At 55.2% G+C, this 19,367-nt stretch carries 15 protein-coding genes; 6 read left to right on the top strand and 9 right to left on the bottom strand.

The window, feature by feature from the left end; all coding sequences use genetic code 11:
* Positions 1–3: 3 nt before the first annotated feature.
* The 3 genes from ACYAC5_RS21730 to ACYAC5_RS21720 all read right to left on the bottom strand — a co-directional run bounded on the left by ACYAC5_RS21730 (position 4) and on the right by ACYAC5_RS21720 (position 1,845).
* Positions 4–507 (bottom strand): fimbrial protein, encoded by a 504-nt coding sequence (locus ACYAC5_RS21730; RefSeq protein ID WP_110866986.1) that lies wholly within the window; start codon positions 505–507, stop codon positions 4–6.
* A gap of 301 nt (positions 508–808) precedes the next feature.
* On the bottom strand, positions 809–1,189 hold the full coding sequence (locus ACYAC5_RS21725; protein ID WP_462063030.1) for an Hpt domain-containing protein: 381 nt from the start codon (positions 1,187–1,189) through the stop codon (positions 809–811).
* Between the two features lie 29 nt (positions 1,190–1,218).
* A complete protein-coding gene (locus tag ACYAC5_RS21720) occupies positions 1,219–1,845 on the bottom strand; it encodes a response regulator (protein ID WP_192413021.1) in 627 nt (208 codons plus the stop codon).
* Between the two features lie 175 nt (positions 1,846–2,020).
* Between ACYAC5_RS21720 and ACYAC5_RS21715 the strand changes: the two genes are divergently transcribed.
* Both ACYAC5_RS21715 and ACYAC5_RS21710 read left to right on the top strand, forming a co-directional pair.
* Positions 2,021–2,563, top strand: coding sequence for a TetR/AcrR family transcriptional regulator (locus ACYAC5_RS21715; protein WP_137387367.1), 543 nt, complete (start codon positions 2,021–2,023; stop codon positions 2,561–2,563).
* Positions 2,560–3,672 (top strand): MFS transporter, encoded by a 1,113-nt coding sequence (locus tag ACYAC5_RS21710; protein ID WP_280173140.1) that lies wholly within the window; start codon positions 2,560–2,562, stop codon positions 3,670–3,672. Before ACYAC5_RS21715 ends, ACYAC5_RS21710 begins: the two co-directional genes overlap by 4 nt.
* Here ACYAC5_RS21710 and ACYAC5_RS21705 read toward each other — a convergent pair.
* Entirely contained in the window at positions 3,659–3,799 is a 141-nt protein-coding gene (locus ACYAC5_RS21705; protein ID WP_167391175.1) for a hypothetical protein, read from the bottom strand. The genes ACYAC5_RS21710 and ACYAC5_RS21705 overlap by 14 nt on opposite strands.
* Before the next feature lie 65 nt (positions 3,800–3,864).
* Positions 3,865–4,998, bottom strand: a complete 1,134-nt coding sequence (blaPSZ, locus tag ACYAC5_RS21700) for a PSZ family class C beta-lactamase (RefSeq protein ID WP_309837901.1) — start codon at positions 4,996–4,998, stop codon at positions 3,865–3,867.
* Between the two features lie 116 nt (positions 4,999–5,114).
* Between blaPSZ and ampR the strand changes: the two genes are divergently transcribed.
* Positions 5,115–6,011: a LysR family transcriptional regulator AmpR gene (gene ampR, locus ACYAC5_RS21695; protein WP_462063028.1), complete on the top strand. Its 897-nt coding sequence runs from the start codon at positions 5,115–5,117 to the stop codon at positions 6,009–6,011.
* A 58-nt stretch (positions 6,012–6,069) separates the two neighbouring features.
* Here ampR and clcA read toward each other — a convergent pair whose 3' ends face one another.
* Positions 6,070–7,452, bottom strand: coding sequence for a H(+)/Cl(-) exchange transporter ClcA (gene clcA / locus ACYAC5_RS21690; protein ID WP_462063026.1), 1,383 nt, complete (start codon positions 7,450–7,452; stop codon positions 6,070–6,072).
* A 166-nt stretch (positions 7,453–7,618) separates the two neighbouring features.
* Entirely contained in the window at positions 7,619–8,095 is a 477-nt protein-coding gene (locus ACYAC5_RS21685; RefSeq protein ID WP_137387363.1) for a YciE/YciF ferroxidase family protein, read from the bottom strand.
* Positions 8,096–8,290: 195 nt separating this feature from the next.
* Between ACYAC5_RS21685 and ACYAC5_RS21680 the strand changes: the two genes are divergently transcribed.
* Positions 8,291–8,563 (top strand): hypothetical protein, encoded by a 273-nt coding sequence (locus ACYAC5_RS21680; protein WP_462063024.1) that lies wholly within the window; start codon positions 8,291–8,293, stop codon positions 8,561–8,563.
* Between the two features lie 17 nt (positions 8,564–8,580).
* On the opposite strand, the gene ACYAC5_RS21675 is transcribed toward ACYAC5_RS21680, so the two are convergent.
* Together ACYAC5_RS21675 and ACYAC5_RS21670 are read right to left on the bottom strand one after the other, a co-directional pair.
* Complete coding sequence (locus tag ACYAC5_RS21675) at positions 8,581–8,826, bottom strand: hypothetical protein (RefSeq protein WP_101761527.1); 246 nt, start codon at positions 8,824–8,826, stop codon at positions 8,581–8,583.
* Between the two features lie 4 nt (positions 8,827–8,830).
* The gene (locus ACYAC5_RS21670; protein ID WP_217548267.1) at positions 8,831–8,992 is read right to left on the bottom strand and encodes a YnfU family zinc-binding protein; all 162 of its coding nucleotides are present in this window, start codon (positions 8,990–8,992) and stop codon (positions 8,831–8,833) included.
* Positions 8,993–9,263: 271 nt separating this feature from the next.
* Here ACYAC5_RS21670 and ACYAC5_RS21665 point away from each other — a divergent pair, with 271 nt between their 5' ends.
* Complete coding sequence (locus tag ACYAC5_RS21665; RefSeq protein ID WP_462063023.1) at positions 9,264–17,861, top strand: GH36-type glycosyl hydrolase domain-containing protein; 8,598 nt, start codon at positions 9,264–9,266, stop codon at positions 17,859–17,861.
* A gap of 106 nt (positions 17,862–17,967) precedes the next feature.
* On the top strand, positions 17,968–19,338 hold the full coding sequence (locus ACYAC5_RS21660) for an amidohydrolase (protein WP_192413034.1): 1,371 nt from the start codon (positions 17,968–17,970) through the stop codon (positions 19,336–19,338).
* Positions 19,339–19,367: the final 29 nt, after the last annotated feature.

The following is a 19,367-nucleotide window of genomic DNA, read 5'->3' as shown; positions in this document are numbered from 1 at the left end:
TGACTACTTATACATAATTGAGTAAACGACGTTGCTTGATACCAAACCCGGGGTGGTGGCATTTTCGGCGTAATACTGCACGGCATAGCTCAGCGTTCCACTTCCGGAGGCTACGTCGACGAAGGAATTGTTTGTGATTTGATTCTGGTTGCCCGCCTGAATCACGTTCGAGTTGTCCCCATCCAGCAACTGCAGGCTAACGTTGGTTGCACCACCGTTGGGGGCCGTGACCGTATTTTTCAGACGACCGGTTACGGTGTCCACTGTTGCACCCGCTTCGAAGAAGGCTGATGCCGTTTTCAACGTGCCGCTACAGTTATTCAGCGCCATGTTGAAGCCGGTACGACCCGCAACCTTAGACGCGGCTTTCAGGTCGGCAGTTGATACTATTGGCAGCTGGATAGTGGCATCTGCCCCCTGGCCGTCAACGATAACGTCACAGGTACTGGCAGTCAGTTCACCATTAAAGGTGATGGTACCGTCTGATGCCTGAGACGACGCGCTCATCACCAGCAGAGCCAAAGCGGAAGCAGCGAAAATAGATTGAGTAGTTTTGCTCACGAGAATGATTCCCTGTTTGTCGTTTTTACGTGGAGGCTAATCGCTCCGGTCCTCAGACTGAGTACCCTTAAGAAGACCTGGTGTTGCTTAAGGGAAGGTGTCCGTCTGATGGCGTAAAGATTACGGTTTACAGGGGATGTCAGGTATCAGAGCGGAGGCCTACATTTGTCAAGATAGGCTGTAATTCTTGTAGTCCATTTTGTAGGCCGCTGTAGTCCAATGTAAGCATTGATGCGGGCGTCAGGATTTATTGAGCAGAATGCTGCTCGAGGTAATCAGCAATACTGGCATTGATCTCTTCAACTGTTGAAGAGACTTCCGACCACAGATTGGCTAAGAGGATGTTGTCAGGGAGATATTGCAGGCAGGCTGTTTCTAACTGGCGACAGGCATGTTCAGCGCGACGAGCGCCGGTGATCTGCGCGGCTCCGGCAATACGGTGCACGCTTTTGGCGAGTTCACCCCAATCCGCGCGGGCATAAAGCGCTGCAGCTACGTTTAAATCCGTGGAATTACTTTTTAGTGTCATGGCAAGCATGGCGTAAAGCAGGGATTCATCGTGGCCAGTTAACGTGCGCAGGCGCTCCAGGCTAAGTAGTGAATCTAAGGATTTTGCAGATTTAGCCAAGAGAGCCTCTTTCTGTGCAACGCAGCACACTAATCGAGATGATGACGACGCGCGAAATCGATTAATTCGAGTGTAGAATTCAGCGCCAGTTTGGTCAGGATGCGGGTTTTGTAAGTACTGACAGTTTTATTGCTGATGTGCATGATCTCAGAGATATCGATCACTTTCATACCGCGCGCCAGATGCTGCAGAACCTGAAATTCGCGGCTTGAGAGATTTTTAATCGCATCCACTTCCGCTTCGGGCATTTTATTGGTGCCCTTATTATCGCGGCGCTTCAGTGGGAAGTAGCCGTAACCGCGCATCACGGCGCGCACCGCATCACCCAGCTCTTCCAGATTATTACGCTTACCGACAAAACCATCGGCCCCGGTGCTCATACAGCGACTCAAATAGTGGTCATCATCGCGAGCGGTTAACACCAGAATGCCACCGCGATATTCCGCTGCGCGCAATTTCACGATCAGCTCAATGCCGCTTAGTCCAGGAATATCGAGGTCAAGCACGATGAGATCGGGATGATGTTCGTTGATCATTTTCAACGCCTGGTGGCCCTCTTCCGCTTCGGCTACCACCGTATGCCCATCTTTTTCCAGTAAAAAACGAACCGCAAGACGTGCGACTGGATGATCATCAATTATCAAAATACTCGCCATCTTCACCTCTTCTACGACGACAGGAGTTGTTCCATGTAGTTTAAAATAACTTACCAATAAAACAATCAGATAAGCGGTGCGATATTCCCAATTCCGGGGAAATGTCCTACAAAATGGGCGAAATGGATGACAAGCCAAATTTGCAAAAGTAAAACGATCGGTTTACTTTTTAAGGATGAAAAAGAAACTCGATATCATCAATGCCGCTGAGCGGCTGTTCTATCTCAACGGCTTTCACGCCATCAGCACCGATCGCATTTGCAGCGAGGCGAATGTCTCGACGCGCACCTTGTATCGCTATTTCCCCTCGCGTGAAGCGCTAACGGCCGCGGTGCTGGAGGCGCGACAAGATCGTTTCTTCGCCGCGTTGCAATCGCCGGACCATCCACAAGCGGTCAGCCACATGTTCGATGCGATGGCCGACTGGATGCAGCAATATGGCAATAATGGCTGCTTGTTTCTCAAGGCATGGGGCGAATACGCCGGAGAAGATGCCGCGCTAGCTGAACAGGCGCTGGCTTACCGCCACAAGATGCGCGATTACATTGCACGCGCCATTCAACAGGCGCTCGGCAAGCAGCATGTCGCGCTAGCGGATGCGGTTTGGCTGCTGTTTGAAGGTGTGCTGACTTCCGCGCTGATCATCGGCGCGGCGCAGGCGTGCGAAGCCGGTAAAAACGCCGCGCTGCAGCTTATCGCGTTCAGTGAACAGACATGAAGGGTACGGCGCTCGGCATCACCGGATTTGCACTTATCGCGGTGACCTACGGTATGGCGCGTTTCGCCTGGGGCTTGATGATGCCCGAGGTGATGCACGACATCCCCTTTACCCGGCGCGTTTCTGGCGTGCTTTCGGCCTGTAGCTTTGCCGCTTACTGTGTGGCGGTGTTGATCGCGCCGATGATGACCGCCCGCGCCGGGCCGCGATTTCCAGCTGCGATTGCCGCGCTGTGTGCCGCGTTGGGTTTGTTGATCATCGCGAGCGCGGTATCGCCGTGGATGCTGGGCGTGGGATTGTTTATCGCCGGTATGAGCGCCGGTCTCGCCTCGCCTGCGTTAGCGAGCGCCGTCAGCCAGCGTATTGAGGCTGAGCAACAGCCGCAGATGAACACGGTTATCAATGCCGGAACCAGCATGGGCATTATGTTGTCAGTGCCAATTTTGTACTGGCTGCCCGGCGGCTGGCGCATCGCCTGTGCGGTTTTTGCCGCGCTGGCGATGATCTGCCTGGTGCCGATTTGGCGCCTGCTACCCAATCACAGTGAAAACGCTCAACGTGAATCCTGGTTAAGCCACCTGCGGCAGCGTTCGCTGCAGCGCCTTATCTTCATTGCACTGTTCAGCGGCGTCGCCAGCGCGGCTTGGTGGAGCTTCGGCCCGGATCTGCTGCATCACATTCACGTCAGCGACCGCATGGTTAGCCTGTTGTGGCTCATCGCTGGCGCAGCAGGCATTATCGGCGCGCTCACCGGCCCGATGGCGAAATGGATGGGGATGAAGCGGGTTTATTGGCTGTCGCAATGCTGCCTTGCCGTGCCCTTATTGCTACTGGCGTTCAGCCATCACTATTCAGCCTGGCTGTTTCCCGCCGTGGCGCTGGGTGGCGCGGCGTATGTTACGCTCTCGGGCGTGTTGCTGGTGTGGGGCGCAGAAGCAACCAACAATGCCCCCGCCGTTGGCGTAGGCATCTTGTTCGTTATGTTGGCGGCGGGTCAGGTGATGGGATCACTGCTGTTTGGACAACTCTTTATGCTGGCAGGCGCGCCAACCGCATTAACGCTGTTTGCCGCGCTGCCGTTGCTAATGATGTTTGTTATTCGTCGTTAAACGGATCTTTTTTGTCGTCTTCACTGTCATCGCGCGTTCTGGGGATCTCACCGTGTTCGCTGGGATTGTCCTTGGCGGGATGCTTTTCATCATTCACGTCGCGTTTATCTTTAGGGTGATTGCTCATCTGAAGCTCCTTTGTTGATCACCCATTAAGTGTAGTTGATGGGGCGAGGCGTTCGCCCCATACGCTTACTGCAACGCTTTCAGAATCTGCATCGCGACTTTAACCCGCTCGGTATTGGGATAATTTTTGTTCGCCAATATCACAATGCCGACCTGCTTCTCCGGGATGAAGGCGACATAAGCACCGAACCCACCGGTTGCGCCGGTCTTATGCACCCACGACGCGCTGACACGCGGATGTGATTCGGCATCCCGCACCGGCTGCGGCCCAAGCGCCACCTTGTTATCCGCGCCCTTCACCGCCATCTCCGCCTGAGCGGGCCAATCCAGCATCTCCCACCCCAAACCTTGATAGAGCGCATCGGTGCGATAGAAACGCGTTTGCGCGAAATCCAGCGCCTGCTGCAGCGGCTTATCGTTAACCTGCTGCGGATCCATATTGGCCTGCATCCAGCGCGCCATATCTTTAATCGACGACTTCACGCCATAGGCTTCAGCATCCAGCATGCCCGGCGACACGCGCACCGGTTTGCCTTCGCGGTAGCCCCATGCGTAAGCATTTTTCGCGGCGTCAGGCACGGTTATAAAGGTGTGCTTGAGCTGCAATGGCGTGAATACGCGCTGCTGCATTGCCTGTTCAAAAGTCAGCCCGCTGGGTTTCGTCGCCAGCCAGCCAAATAAGCCGATGCTGCTGTTGGCATATTGACGCGTGTTGCCCGGCGCCCACTGCGGTTGCCACTGTTGATAGAAGTTCGCCAGCGCCTTTTCTTCGGTCACGGCATCGGGCACCTGCAGCGGCAAGCCGCCAGCGGTGTAAGTCGCCAGCTGCAGCAGCGTGATGTCGCGCCACTGCGGCGTGTTCAGTGCCGGCCAATATTTGCTGGCAGCATCGCTCAGCGCGATCTCTCCTTTATTCACCGCAACGCCACTCAGCACGCCGGTGAAGGTTTTACTCACCGAACCCAGCTCAAACAGCGTGTCTTGGGTGACCGGGCGCTGCTGTTTGACATCCGCCATGCCCCAGGTGAAATAGTGAGGCTGGCCTTTAACCACCACCGCCACCGCCATGCCGGGAATCGATTGCTGCTGCATTAGCGGTTTGATCGCCTGATCAACGGTTGCCTGCACATCCGCCTTCGCGGCGAACGCCATGGAGCACGCCGAGGTCAGCGCTGTTGCTATCAATGTTTGAGAAATCAATTTCACTGTAGTTAACCTTCCGGGTTGTTGTTCCGCAGGCAGTTTGACCAATTTGACAGGGTGCAACAAACTGTTAATTTTAGCGTCAGACAATAGAAAATCTTACAGGTTGGCGCATGACACGACCCTATATTCCCCTAAACGCGCTCAGAGCCTTTGAAGCCGCTGCACGTCATCTAAGTTTTACTAATGCGGCGATTGAGCTGCACGTAACCCATGCAGCCGTGAGCCAGCAGGTAAAATCGCTGGAGCAGCAGCTCGGTTGCCAGCTGTTTGTGCGGGTGTCGCGCGGATTGATGCTAACCACAGAAGGCGAAAGCCTGTTGCCAGTGCTCAATGACTCTTTCGATCGGATTGCTGATACGCTGGATCGTTTCTCGTCCGGTCAAATGCGTGAAAAATTGAAAGTTGGCGTGGTGGGAAGCTTTGCCACCGGCTTGCTGTTGCCGCGATTAGAGGATTTTAACCGCCGTTATCCGCACATTGAGCTGCAGCTCTCCACCCACAACAATCGCGTCGATCCGGCTGCTGAAGGCCACGATTACACCATTCGCTTTGGTAGCGGCGCCTGGCACGGCACCGAGGCGCAGTTTATTTGTCCTGCGCCGTTATCACCGCTGTGTATTCCGGACATTGCCCGGCAGTTGCAACAGCCTGCAGACGTGCACAAATTTACCCTGCTGCGCTCATTCCGCCGTGATGAGTGGAGCCAATGGCTGCAAAGCATTAACGAACATGCGCCATCGCCTGCGCATCCGGTGATGATTTTTGACTCGTCGCTGACGATGATTGAAGCGGCGTTGTTAGGTGCGGGGATTGCGCTGGCACCGGTGAGGATTTTCAATCACCTGCTGCAAAGTGAGAAGCTGGTGCGCCCTTTCGCCGCTGAAATCGATCTCGGCGGCTACTGGTTAACGCGTTTGCAATCGCGGCCAGAAAGCGCAGCGATGACGGCGTTTTCGGGTTGGTTGATGAGTGCATTTCTGCCCGGGACGCGGACGTATGCTTCGTAGCACAATGCGCAGCCCGAGGTCACTTTTGCCAGACGCGTCAGCGCCCGCAGGGAAAGCATTACGCAGTTTGTTTCGCCTTCGCCAGCGTGCGCGCAAGAAGCGCGGAGTACAGCGGTTTGCCGCCGAAGAATTGCGCGGCCAGCGTTGCGCCGAGACAGGTAATGATCATCGGCAAAATCAGCTGATAATTGTTGGTCATCTCCAGCACCAGCACAATGCCGGTCAGCGGCGCGCGCACCGACGCCGCAAACAGCGCGCCCATTCCGGCCACGGCAAAGGTTGCCGGCTCCAAATGTAAACCCGGCAGCCACTGCATGCAGAGCTGGCCGAAGCAGGTGCCGAGCAGCGTGCCTAGCGTCAGCATCGGGGCGAAAATACCGCCTGGCGCGCCGGAGGAGAAACAGCAGACAGTGATGAGCGTGCGCAGTGCGAAGAGCAGAAACAAGGCCAGCGCGCTATAGCTACCGCTGGAGAAATCGGGGATCAGGGCAATCCCGCCGTTGATGGCTTGTGGCAGCACCAGGCCAATCACGCCGCACGCGCCAGCCAGTAAGCTTCCCCACATCACCCAAGGTGCCACGCGACCTTGGTGCAAGCGCTGAAACTGATCCTGCGCGAGGAAAATGAAGCGATTAAATGCCACGCCGCAGCCACCGAATAACACACCTAATACCAGATAAAGCCACAGCGTATTAGTTGGCGCATCCTGCAACTGACCAATATTGATGATCGCCTCATTACCATTACACACGCGGAAAACAATGCTGGAGACGATAACGCCGACAAACACCGCTTTGATGGAAATCAGGCTGTAGCGAAATTGCGGACGCATCTCTTCAATAATAAACAGGATGCCCGCCAGCGGCGCATTGAAGGCGGCCGATAAACCCGCGGCAGCGCCGGTTGCCAGCAACGTGTGGCGAGATTCAGAAGATTTAACGCGGAACAGATCGACACACATGCCGCCGATATTGCCACCCAACTGCACGGTTGGCCCTTCGCGACCCAACACCATGCCTGAACCTAATGCGCCCATACCACCAATGAATTTCACCGGTAGTACGCGCCACCAGCGCACCGGTCGGAGCTCCTCTAGCGCGCCTTCGATTTCAGGAATACCCGATCCGCCCGCTTCTGGCGCGTAACGTCGCACCAGGAAATAGCCAATAGCGCCTAATAATGCCGAAAGGAAAAACGCACCGATTATTTTCACCAGCAGATTGTCACCGGCATCCGCGAGCCAGCTCAATCGCGTCTGCACCGCAAAATTCACCGCTTTATCAAAGGCTACGCCAACCAAACCGGTTAGCACACCGACCAGCGCAGCCAGCAGTAATAGTGCGATCGGCGTTTTGTCGCGGCGTAACAGTTTCTGCATCAATAAGAAGCGCCCAGCACGTAAAATCGTTTTGGGCTCTGCGGAGTGATGATGAGCAGACATGCAAATCCCTCTGTATTCAGAACAGTGTTCAAACGTTAGTTTGAAAAAATAGGGATTAGCATACTGAGAATGAAGTGATTTTTAACCCAGGAATTCGCAAGCGGATTTTTCAGGATCGAAGAGGTTGGGCATTTTTAGCCGATGCATCAACCTCCTCTACGAGGAATTAATCCTGCTCTTCAGCAATCAGCGTCAGTTTTTCATCAGTGGCTTTTTCTTCTTCCAGCGTTTCACCCAGTAACCTGGCGGCATCCTGATAATCCAGCTTCAGAGCTAAGGCGCGCAAGGTGCCGTAGGTGGCGATCTCATAGTGCTCAACTTTCTGTGCGGCACCGATCAGTCCAGCATCGCAAACCGGCCCTTTTTCTACTTCATCGATAATTTCCTGCGCCTCTTCGGCCAGACCTTCCAGCGCATGGCATTTCATTCGTTTGATCTGCACGCCTTCCGTGAGCTCAACCAGTTGATCAATACGTTCAATTTGTCCGCGTGTTTCTTCGAGGTGCTGTTTAAAAGCCGCAACCAGATTAGGATCAGAGGCGGCGCGAATCATTTTTGGTAACGCTTTGGTGATCTGTTTTTCTGCGCTGTAAATATCAGAAAGATCATGCACAAACAGATCTTGCAGTGTTTTAATCGTCATAATATGGCCTTTTAGTAAAATAGAATATCAGGTAGGTAAAAACGTGGGCGAGAGTGAATAAGGAATTACGCCGGCACATAAGCCTGACTTAATCCTGGCGGACAATAAATAATTCACAAGCGAAGCCTGAAAATAAACTCATCGAATTGTTTAAATCATTGCCAGACTTAAACCAGGTCAATCGGAGAGAACATAATGAAAAAGCCAGACCCGCCAGAGCTCAACGGCGAAATTATTCACGAACGCAGATTAATGCCGCTCGGATTAATTTCTCTGTATGAAGTTACCTTCAACAATGGCAAATATGCCGTTATGCGTTTGGATAAAACTCAACCCTTTCATCAGGGTGCCGTTTTTAAACGTGTTAATGACTGCTGGTATTGTGATGAACAACTGATACATCCTTACGCTTTTCAGTTTGTCGATCAGGCTGAAGCGCAACGGTCATTTATCGAATATGAGAGATAATATTATCTTGTGCTCTTTCATATCGGCGAGTGAAACGCAGCGAGTTGGTCCGGTTGCGCTGGCGGCAATGACATCCAGAAATTCACCTCCATGCTGGTTTCATATTCCGCATGCGCTTCAAGGAAAATATGCTCGCCGCTGCGCGATTGCCCGCCGTAAAGCCATCCGCCCTGCACCTCACCATTTTCAAATTGCACGATGCACTCCTGCTTGTAGCCGGGCGCTTGTTCATTTACATCAATCCATTCAAGAATATGGCGCATTCGCTTACTCCTCGGCAATAAACAGTGATTTACAGTGCGGGCACAACATAGCCTGTCCGCGCGCTTGCTTTAAGGAAGATTGTGGGCAAAACTTTTTACAGACTGGACACTGAGTTTTGACTTCCCGGCGTGATAAGCTTTCTAAAAATTGATTTAACCAGCTCATAATTTATTTCCTTTTTCCGTTAACTGATTCTAACACACCTGATTTTTTTCATTGCCACTCACACTTGACAGCAACGTTAAAGATCCTCAACCCCATCATTACGTTCAGTTAAATGTTTTAAATTAACTTTTATTTTATAAACCAACCGTAAGATCGATTTGGCACTATACTCAAATAAGACAAATATTTTCCCTCGCCCTCTCTTATACCGTCGACTTTCCTGTTGATAGTGCTGACTTTTATAATCCATTGGATTTTTTGCGACGCCATTATGAAAAATAAACTTCCCACCGGGTCATTCATTAGCAGTAGTGCGCTTCCGGCAACGGCACGCAGTAGTTTTGAGTTTTTACATCACAGCGGTGTTTACCAGGCGAACCGGCCAGATGTTTTTTCCGAGCGGCAAATGGAAATATATGGCGAGCGTCTGGCAAAAACGCATCATCTTTCCGACGCCAAAAAAAGCTATAAATTATTGCAGCGGCTGACGGAAAACGAACAGGCGCTGATAAAAAGCGCTGAAATATTAAGTACCGGTGAGAAGCGTAATTTGACACCGGCTGGCGAATGGTTGCTGGATAATTTTTATATTATTGAAGAGCAAATTCGGATGGTGCGCCATCTGTTGCCCACCCAATTTGGTCAGGGTTTACCTGCGCTGAAAGACCCCGCGCACTCTTTGCGCATTCAGGCGATCGCGGATGAGATGATCAGCCACAGTGATGGCCGCTTAGAGTCAGCAGTGTTGGCGACCTTTATTCATGCTTATCAACGCGTGACGCCGCTGCTGATGGGTGAACTCTGGGCGCTTCCCGCCATGCTGCGCTTTGCGCTGCTCGATAACCTCGCACGTATTGCGCAAGGCGTTGCTGAGATTCATCAGGAGCGCAGCCAGGCCGAAGCGTGGATTAATGAGATCGTTCATCACTCCGCCAGGGACGCCACTCGCGTGATTCAGGTGATCGCCGATATGGCGCACAAAAACGATCAGCTTTCCGGAGCGTTTGTCGCCGAACTGGCGCGCAAACTGAATGGGCAGAATCACTCGCTGGCGTTGACCTGGGTGGAGCAACACCTGCTGAACACCGGGCGTAATACTGCGGATGTGATTGAACAATTCAACCGCCAGCTGGCACTAAGTCAGCTCTCGGTCAGCAACAGCATTGCCGGATTGCGCCAGCTTGGCGAAATCAACTGGCAGGATTTGGTGGAGTCGCTGAGCCTGGTCGAGCAAGTGCTGGCGCAGGATCCCGCCGGGATTTATCCCCAGATGCATTTTGACAGCCGCGATCAATATCGGCATGTGGTTGAAGAGCTGGCTCGCCAGAGCGAATTCGACGAGCTAAACGTTGCTAATCAGGTTTTGGCGCTGAGTCGTCAGGCTGCATTGCCAGCGCGCCAACAGCATATTGGTTACTTCCTACTGGATAAAGGGCGTGCGCAGCTTGAGCAACAGCTAAAGCCGCGCCGTTCCTGGCTGAATCAGGCGCGCCATCATCTCAGCCAAACGCCGCTGCTCTCCTGGCTGGGCAGCCTGACGTTATTGACCACCGCTTTCAGCGCCGAAGCGCTGTTTTTCACTCATCAATCCGCGATGTCGGTGGTGCTGTGGCTGTTACTGGTGCCGGCGGTAATTTTAATCAGCAGCCAGCTCGCCCTGCAGCTGCTCAGCGAAGTGACAACCCGCACCCGCCATCCGGTACCGCTTCCGCGACTTGATTACGAGCGGGCGGTACCGGATGGCGATCGCACGCTGGTGGTGATCCCCTGTTTAATCAGCAGCAAACATGGCACCGATGCGCTGTTGCGGTCGATTGAAACCAGCTATCTCGGTAACGCGCTCGACAACATCAGCTTTATGCTGCTGGCCGATTTCACCGACAGCGCGGCCGAACACGATGACGATGATGCCGAAATCATCGGTTACGCGGTGCTGAAAATTCAGGCGCTCAACCGCCGTTACAGCAGCAAGTCGCACAGTGATGTGCTGTTTTCTCTGCTGCATCGCAACCGCGTGCACAACCCTTCGCAGGGCGTGTGGATGGGTTATGAGCGTAAGCGCGGCAAACTGCATGCGCTCAATCGCTGGCTGCAGGGCGAAGCGGAGATGTTTAACGTCATCGTCGGCGCCAGCCAGGCGCAAATGCGCACGGTGAAATACGTCATTACCCTCGATAGCGACACCATTCTGCCGCGAGAAACCGCGCACAAGCTGATTGGCATTATGGCGCATCCGCTCAATGCGCCGGTGTTTGATGACAGCCTGAATCGCGTGGTGGAAGGTTATGCCATTCTGCAGCCCCGTCTGGCGGAGGAGATTCCGCCCTTTGGCCAGGGCCGCTACGCGCGTCTCTCCAGCAGCGTGCCGGGCAACGATGCGTATTCATCGATGTCTTCCGATATCTATCAGGATCTGTTTGGCGAAGGTTCGTTTGTCGGCAAAGGCATTTACGATGTGGCGGCCTTTACCCGCGCGACGCGTAATACCTGCCCGGAAAATCTGGTGCTCAGCCATGATTTGCTGGAAGGCTGTTATGCGCGCTCCGGTGTGGTCAGCAATGTGGTGCTGTACGAACACTATCCGGATAACTATCTCAGCGATGTCGCGCGGCGTTTCCGCTGGGTACGCGGTGACTGGCAGCTGCTGAACTGGCTGAAACTACGCGTGCGACTGGAGGATGGCGGCTATCAGGCCAATCCGCTCAGTGCACTGTCGCGCTGGAAATTGTTCGACAACCTGCGTCGCAGTCTGATTGCGCCCGCCTTGCTGCTGCTGATGTTTCTGGCATTTAGTTGGGTGGCGAATCCGCCGTTTTGGCTCGGCTGCATTGCGCTGTTCCTGCTGTTGCCCAGCGCCTTAGCGTTGAGCATGGAAGGCATGCGCAAAAACAAGACGCGCGCCTGGCAGCATCATCTCTCTATCCTGTCTTCGGATGCGTTAATGCGCCTGAGCCGCGCGGGACTGACGCTGGCGACACTACCGCATGAAAGCTACTGGTCGCTGAAGGCGATTATTGTCACGCTGTGGCGACTCAACGTGAGCGGGCAGTTTCTCCATGAATGGAAAAGCGCCTCGGCGGGCAGTTCATCGCCCACGCCGTCACTGCGCCATTTTTATCAGGCGATGTGGTTTAACCCAGCGGCGGGCGTTGCACTGTCACTTTTAACCGCGCTGGTTAATCCTGAATTGATTGCGGTGGCGCTGCCGATCTCGCTGCTGTGGCTGATCACACCGTGGCTGTTGTGGCAGTTGAGTAAACCGGCCCATTCGCGCCAGAAAAAGCTCTCCACCGAGCAGCAACAGTTTTTACGCCACACCGCGCGTCACACTTGGGCTTGGTTTGAAGATTTCGTCACCGCCGAACATAACCACTTGCCGCCGGATAACTTTCAAGAAGTGTTGCAGCCGGTGGTAGCGCATCGCACCTCGCCGACCAATATCGGGCTGTCGCTGCTGGCCAATTTAACCGCATGGGATTTTGGCTACATTACGCAGAAACAGGTGATAGCCCGTTCGCTCGCCACGCTGGATAGCCTCGATCGCATGGAGCATTTTCGTGGACATCTCTACAACTGGTATGACACTTACACGCTGAAACCGTTAAATCCGCGCTACATTTCTACCGTCGATAGCGGCAATCTCGCCGCGCACCTCGCCACCCTGCAAGCCGGACTGGCGCAGTGGAAGCATCTACCGGTGCTGGCTTTACCGGTGATTATGGCGGGCTTGAATGACACCTTGTTGCTGGCGAAAGCGCAAATGGGCACAGAGCGTAACGATCGCTGGGATGAGTTAAGCGAGCAGTTTACTGCGCTACAGCAGGCCTCGCCCGCTGCGATTGCCAACCATCTCTCGTCGCTGATCGCGCAGAGTGAAATTCTGCTGGCGCAGATGCAGCTGCCGCCGTTGCAGGTGAAATGGTTCGAACGGTTTATCCACCAGCTCAGCGATTTGCAGCAGGAGTGGACGCTGTTTTTCAGCTGGCTCACGCCGGATGATGATCTGCCTGCCGCCTTACCTTCTCTGCTGTGGCTGAGTGAGTTAGAGCGTCATCGCCCCGGCCTCCATTCTCAGCTCGCGGCGTCTGTGATGTGGGCCGCACGTGAACGCATGGCGACCTTGCTGGAGCTGGAAGGACGGCTGGAAGATCATGCAAAAATGGATTTCCGCTTTCTCTATGTCGAAAAAACCGCGCTGCTCAGCGTGGGTTACAATCTCGACAGCGGCGCGCTCGATAAAGGCCATTACGATCTCTTCCCGTCCGAAGTGCGCCTGACGCACTACTACGCCATCTCTGCTAATCAGCTGCCGGTAAAAAGCTGGTTCGTGCTGGGCCGTTTGTTCACCCAACTGGATAACAAACCGGCGGTGATGTCGTGGAGCGGCTCGATGTTTGAGTACCTGATGCCGCATCTGGTGATGCCGGTTTACCCGGATACGCTGCTGGAAAAAATGGCACTGTCGGCGGTGAAGCAGCAGATCGCGTCCGGTGATGCCGCGCAGATTCCGTGGGGCGTCTCCGAGTCGGCTTACGCCGCGTTCGATGACAGCCAAAACTATCAATACAAAGCCTTTGGTACCCCAGAGTTAGGGCTGAAGCGTGGCCTCAACGATGATCATGTGGTTGCGCCCTACGCCTCGCTGTTGGCGCTGATGGTGCTGCCGCATCAGGCCACCGACAACCTGATGCGATTGAAAAAAATGGGTGCCTGCGGCAAATACGGTTTCTACGAGGCGCTCGATTTCACCGCGCAGCGCCTGGCGCGCGGCCAGCAATTTGTCGCGGTGAAAACCTACATGGCGCACCACCAGGGCATGGGTTTTCTGGCGATTTCGCACCTGCTGCATGAAGCGCCGATGGTGGCGCGGTTTATGTCGAGTGCGCGCTTCCAGTCTTCCTACTTGCTGCTGCAGGAGCGCGTGCCGGATGACATTGAGCTGTATACCCCGCGTCGGCAGTTCGTTGACACCAGCGAGATCAAACCGCGTTCAGATACGCCCGAACTGCGCGAGTTCAGCGGCTCGGCGGCGCATCTGCCGCAAATCCAGCTGCTGTCGAATGCCAATTATCATGTGATGGTGACGCAATCCGGCACCGGGTATAGCCAGTGGAAAGGATTGGCGTTAACCCGCTGGCGCGCCGATGGCACCAGCAATCAGCACGGTATCTTCTGCTACATCCGCGATCGCCAATCCGGCGAGCTGATTAGCCCGACGTTCCAGCCCAGCGGTGATGCGCGCCCGCAGCACATTGCGCGCTTTACCGACGCCGGCGCGGAGTTTGAATCGCGCATGGAAACGCTCAGCACCCGCACTCAGGTGGTGGTGTCGCCAGAAGATGATGTGGAAATCCGCCGCATCGTCCTGACCAACCATTCACGCCAGCTGCGTGAAATAGACATCACCAGCTATGCGGAAGTGGTGCTGGCTTCTGCCGCCAGCGATATGGCGCATCCGGCGTTCAGCAACCTGTTTGTGCAAACCGAAATCGTCACTGAACTGGAAGCGATTTTGGCGCATCGCCGCCCGCGCGATGAGAAAACCGAGCCGCTGTGGATGTTCCACGCCCTGCTGATTCACGGCACCAGCGAGCGCGATACGCATTATGAAACCGACCGCGCGCAGTTTATTGGTCGCGGCAGAACTGCCGCCGATCCGCAGGCGATGGCAGCCGATGGCGTACTCAGCGGCAGCGCAGGTGCGGTGCTCGATCCATTGCTGTCGATTCGCCAGAAAATCGCCATCAAAGCGGGTAAATCCGTCACCCTCGATCTGGTGTATGGCGTCACCACGCAGCGTGATGTCTGCCTTGGCTTGATTGAGAAGTATCGCAACAATGTCTACGCCAATCGGGTATTTGAAATGGCGGCTTCTCACAGCCAGGTGGCGCTGCGTCAGCTGAATATCCTCGCTGAAGATGCCAGTTTGTATAACCAGCTCGCCAGCGCGGTGATTTTTGCCAGCCCTGAAATGCGCGGCGAAAGCCAGCGTCTGCAGCAGAATCGCCTGGGACAATCGTCGCTGTGGCGACACTCGCTGTCTGGCGACTTACCGATCGTGCTGGTGCGCATCGAAAACGGTACCCAGCTCAGCCTGGTGAGCAATCTGATTAAAGCGCATCAATACTGGCGCCAGAAAGGATTGACGGTAGATTTGGTGATCCTCAACGGCGAGCAAATCGGCTATCAGCAGCTGTTGCAAAATCAGCTGATCAAAATGATTTCATCAGGCGAGATGCAGATGCTGACCGACAAGCCTGGCGGCATCTTCCTGCGCCAAAGCGAGCACTTTGCGCCCGAAGATGTCACGCTGCTACTCAGCGTAGCTGCCGTGGTGCTGGAAGGCCGCAACGGCAGTTTGGCCGACCAGCTGACGGTGCTGTTAAAACCGCAGCCGGTGGCGCCGCCTTGCCGCTTCCTGGCGCATAAACAGGCCTTTCCCGCGCCCGCCCGCCTCGCTGCGCCGGAAAGCGTGCAGTTGTTTAATGGCACCGGCGGCTACAGCGCCGATGGCAGTGAATATCACATTTTGTTGTCCCCACATCAGCAGACGCCCGCGCCCTGGTGCAATGTGCTGGCAAATAAACAGTTTGGTAGCGTGATTTCAGAAAGTGGTCAGGCCTACACATGGTATGAAAATGCGCATGAATACCGCCTGACGCCGTGGCACAACGATCCGGTCAGCGATACGTCGGGCGAAGCCTTTTATTTGCGCGATGAGGAGAGCGGCGATGTCTGGTCACCTATGCCGCTGCCGATGCGCGGCGCCGGAGATTATTTGACGCAGCACGGCATGGGTTACAGCCGCTTTATGCATCAGGAGCAAGGCATTAGCAGCACGCTCACCACCTTCGTAGCTGGCGAGCAGGCGGCGAAAATCACCCTGATTCAGCTCAGTAATCTGTCTGGCAAAACCCGTCATTTGTCGATCACCGGCTACGTCGAATGGGTTCTGGGTGAGCTGATGAGCCAATCTGCCCGCCATGTACAAACTTCTGCGGCGATAGTGGCAGATGGCAGCGCCATTCTGGCGGTAAATCCCTATACCAGCAGCGGATCGATGCGCACCGCCTTCTTCGCCGCATCCGGCAATCAGATTGCTTTCAGCGGTAATCGCCTTGAGTGTCTGGGCCGCAATGGTTCGACGCGCAAGCCAGCGATAATGCAAGCGCGAGGCTTGTCGGGTAACACCGGCGCGGGACTCGATCCCTGCGCCACTCTGCAAACGCTGACCACCTTGATTGACGGCGATACGCGCACGCTGGTGTTCGTGTTAGGCGCGGCGGAAGATACCGCAGCGGCGTTGACGCTGATGCAGCAATTTCTTCCCAGCGAACAGGCGGAAGCCGAACTGGCGAAAGTGCAGCAGCAATGGCGCAATCTGTTAAACAAAGTCGAGGTGCAGACGCCCGATACAGCGGTGAATCTGCTGGCGAATAACTGGCTGCTGTACCAAACGCTGGCCAGTCGTTTGCTGGCGCGCAGCGGTTATTATCAGTCCGGTGGCGCGTTTGGCTTCCGCGATCAACTGCAGGATACGTTGTCGCTCACCCACGCCGCGCCCAACTTACTGCGCGATCAGCTGGTGCTGTGCGCTTCCCGCCAGTTCCCTGAAGGCGATGTGCAGCATTGGTGGCATCCGCCCACCGGACGCGGCGTGCGCACCCGCTGCTCAGATGATTATCTCTGGCTGCCCTTTGCACTCTGCCACTACATCACCGCTACGGAGGATCTTGCGCTGTTAGAACAGCCGATTAGCTATCTTGAAGCGCCACTGCTCACCGCCGAAGAAGAGTCGGTTTACAGCCTGCCGAACGTCAGTCAGCTGCAGGAAAACCTGTGGCAGCATGGCTTGCGTGCCATCCAGCATGGTCTGAGGTTTGGTGAGCATGGTTTGCCGCTGATGGGTTCCGGCGACTGGAATGACGGCATGAGCGAAGTGGGTATTGCCGGTAAAGGTGAAAGCGTCTGGCTCGGCTTTTTCCTTTACAGCGTGCTCACGCGCTTTGCCGCGCTCTCCACCCGTATCGATCAGCCGGAAGCCGCCAGCTTGTGCGAACAGCAAGCTGACAAGCTGAAAACGGCACTGAATCAGCTCGCCTGGGATGGTGAATGGTTCCTGCGTGGCTACTTCGATAACGGTGAAACCCTGGGTTCACAGCGCAACGCCGAATGTCGCATTGATGCCATCGCGCAGAGTTGGTCGGTGCTGTCTGCGGCTGGCGATCACGACAAATGCGCCTCGGCGATGCAGGCGCTCGATCAGCAATTGGTGGATAGCGATAACGGCCTGATTAAACTGCTGACGCCGCCGTTCAATGGCGCAGGCCCCAATCCGGGATACATTCGCGGTTATCTGCCTGGCATCCGTGAAAACGGTGGGCAATACACGCACGGCGCGCTGTGGGCAATTATGGCGTTCGCCGAGATGGGCCAGGTCGAGCGCGCATGGGCGTTGCTGGCGCTGATCAATCCGATCAATCACAGCCTGGATGCGAATGCTGTTGCAACTTACAAAGTCGAACCTTATGTGATGGCGGCGGATGTCTACAGCGCCGAGAACCATGAAGGTCGCGGCGGCTGGACGTGGTACACCGGATCGGCGGGCTGGACTTATCAGCTGATCATCGAAAGCCTGCTTGGTATCACGCGCCACGGCGATAAATTGCGGCTGCGTCCGCGTCTGCCCAAAGCATGGCCGGGCGCGAAGGTGATTTATCATGAAGGGTCCGCGCGCTATGAGATTGAGATGCGGCGCACGCCCGGCGCTTATCAGCTGTGGCTGGATGATGTGCTGAGCGCCGATGATGCCATCACACTCAGCTGCGACGTCGGAAATCATCAGGTACGAATTCATCTCGCTGAGTAGCAATCACTAAGGTCATTAGTTTTTACCATAGCCAGCAGTGGAAAATATCGCAGCGCCCTGCCAGCGGCTATTTTAGGGTTATTCTCCCCTACAAGGAGAATAATTCATGAGCCTCTTATCACCCGGCAATCGCCGGGATTTTCTTTCCGCCGGCATAAAACTCACCGCCGCAGGTACCTTACTCAGCGCGGGCATGAGCCGCAGCATTCAGGCGGTAGAAACCTGCCAACTGGCGCCTGCCAGCCGCGTTGATGCCACGCACTTTTTGCTGCGCAATGTGCGCCTGGAAGAAGCCTTTATCCGCAATAAAGATGTGATCACCGCCACGCAAACCGGTTTGTATGATGTTGAGGTGAATGCTGGCAAGATTGCCGCCATTCATCCTGCGGGCGTCAGCCTTAATCTGCCAACGTGGGACGCCGCCGGCTATCTGCTGCTGCCCGCCACGCGCGACATGCACATCCATCTCGATAAAACCTTCTACGGCGAAGGCTGGCGCGCGCCGCTGCCGCGCCACAGCGTGATCGATATGATCCATCAGGAAGAGCAGATCCTGCCCGAACTGCTGCCGACTTCTGAAATCCGTGCCGGGAAACTAATTGGCCTGCTGCAATCCAAAGGCAGCAGTTCTGCACGCAGCCATTGCAACATCGATCCGGTCAGCAAATTACACGGTCTGGAGCATCTGCAGCAGGCGATTGCCAGCCATCGCGATGATTTTCATGCCGACATTGTCGCCTTCCCACAGCACGGATTATTGCGTTCACAGGTTGAAGGCATGATGCGTGAAGCGATGAAGATGGGCGCGCACTACGTCGGCGGACTGGACCCAACTAATGTTGACGGCGCGATGGAGAAGTCACTGGATACCCTGTTCAGCATCGCGCTCGATTTCGCTGCACCCATCGATATTCACTTGCACGAAACCGAACCGCACGGTGTGGCGGCGATCCGCTACATGCTAAAAACGGTGCGCGACAATCCGCAGCTGAAAGGCAAAGTCACCCTCAGCCACGCCTTTGCCCTGGGGACGTTACAGGGTAACGAACTGACGGCGATGATTGAGGAACTGAAAGAGCAGCAGTTTAGTATCGCCACCACCTTACCGATTGGTCGCGTAATCATGCCGCTGCCGCAATTGCGCGCCGCTGGCGTGCCGGTGTGGTCGGGCACCGACACCATCGCCGATCACTGGCAGCCCTTTGGCAGCGGCAGCATGCTGGAGAAAGCCAACGTCTATTCGCAGCTCTATCGTGGGCCGGATGAGTATTCTCTGAGCCGCGCGTTAGGTATCGCCACCAACGAGGTGTTGCCGCTGAATAGCCACGGCGAACAGCAATGGCCGAAAGCGCAGGACCACGCCACCATGATGCTGGTTAACGCCAGTTGCTCTGCGGAAGCTGTTGCGCACATCGCGCCGGTGATGGCGACGTTCTTTAACGGCAAACAAGCGTTTGGCAGCTTGAGAAAGGTGTAAATTTCGATTTGGTGCGCATCAATGCGCAC

The sequence above is a fragment of the Pantoea sp. y20 genome (genome assembly GCF_054903455.1).
Note: the sequence above shows the minus strand (reverse complement) of the source record. Positions and strands in the feature narration are given on the sequence as shown.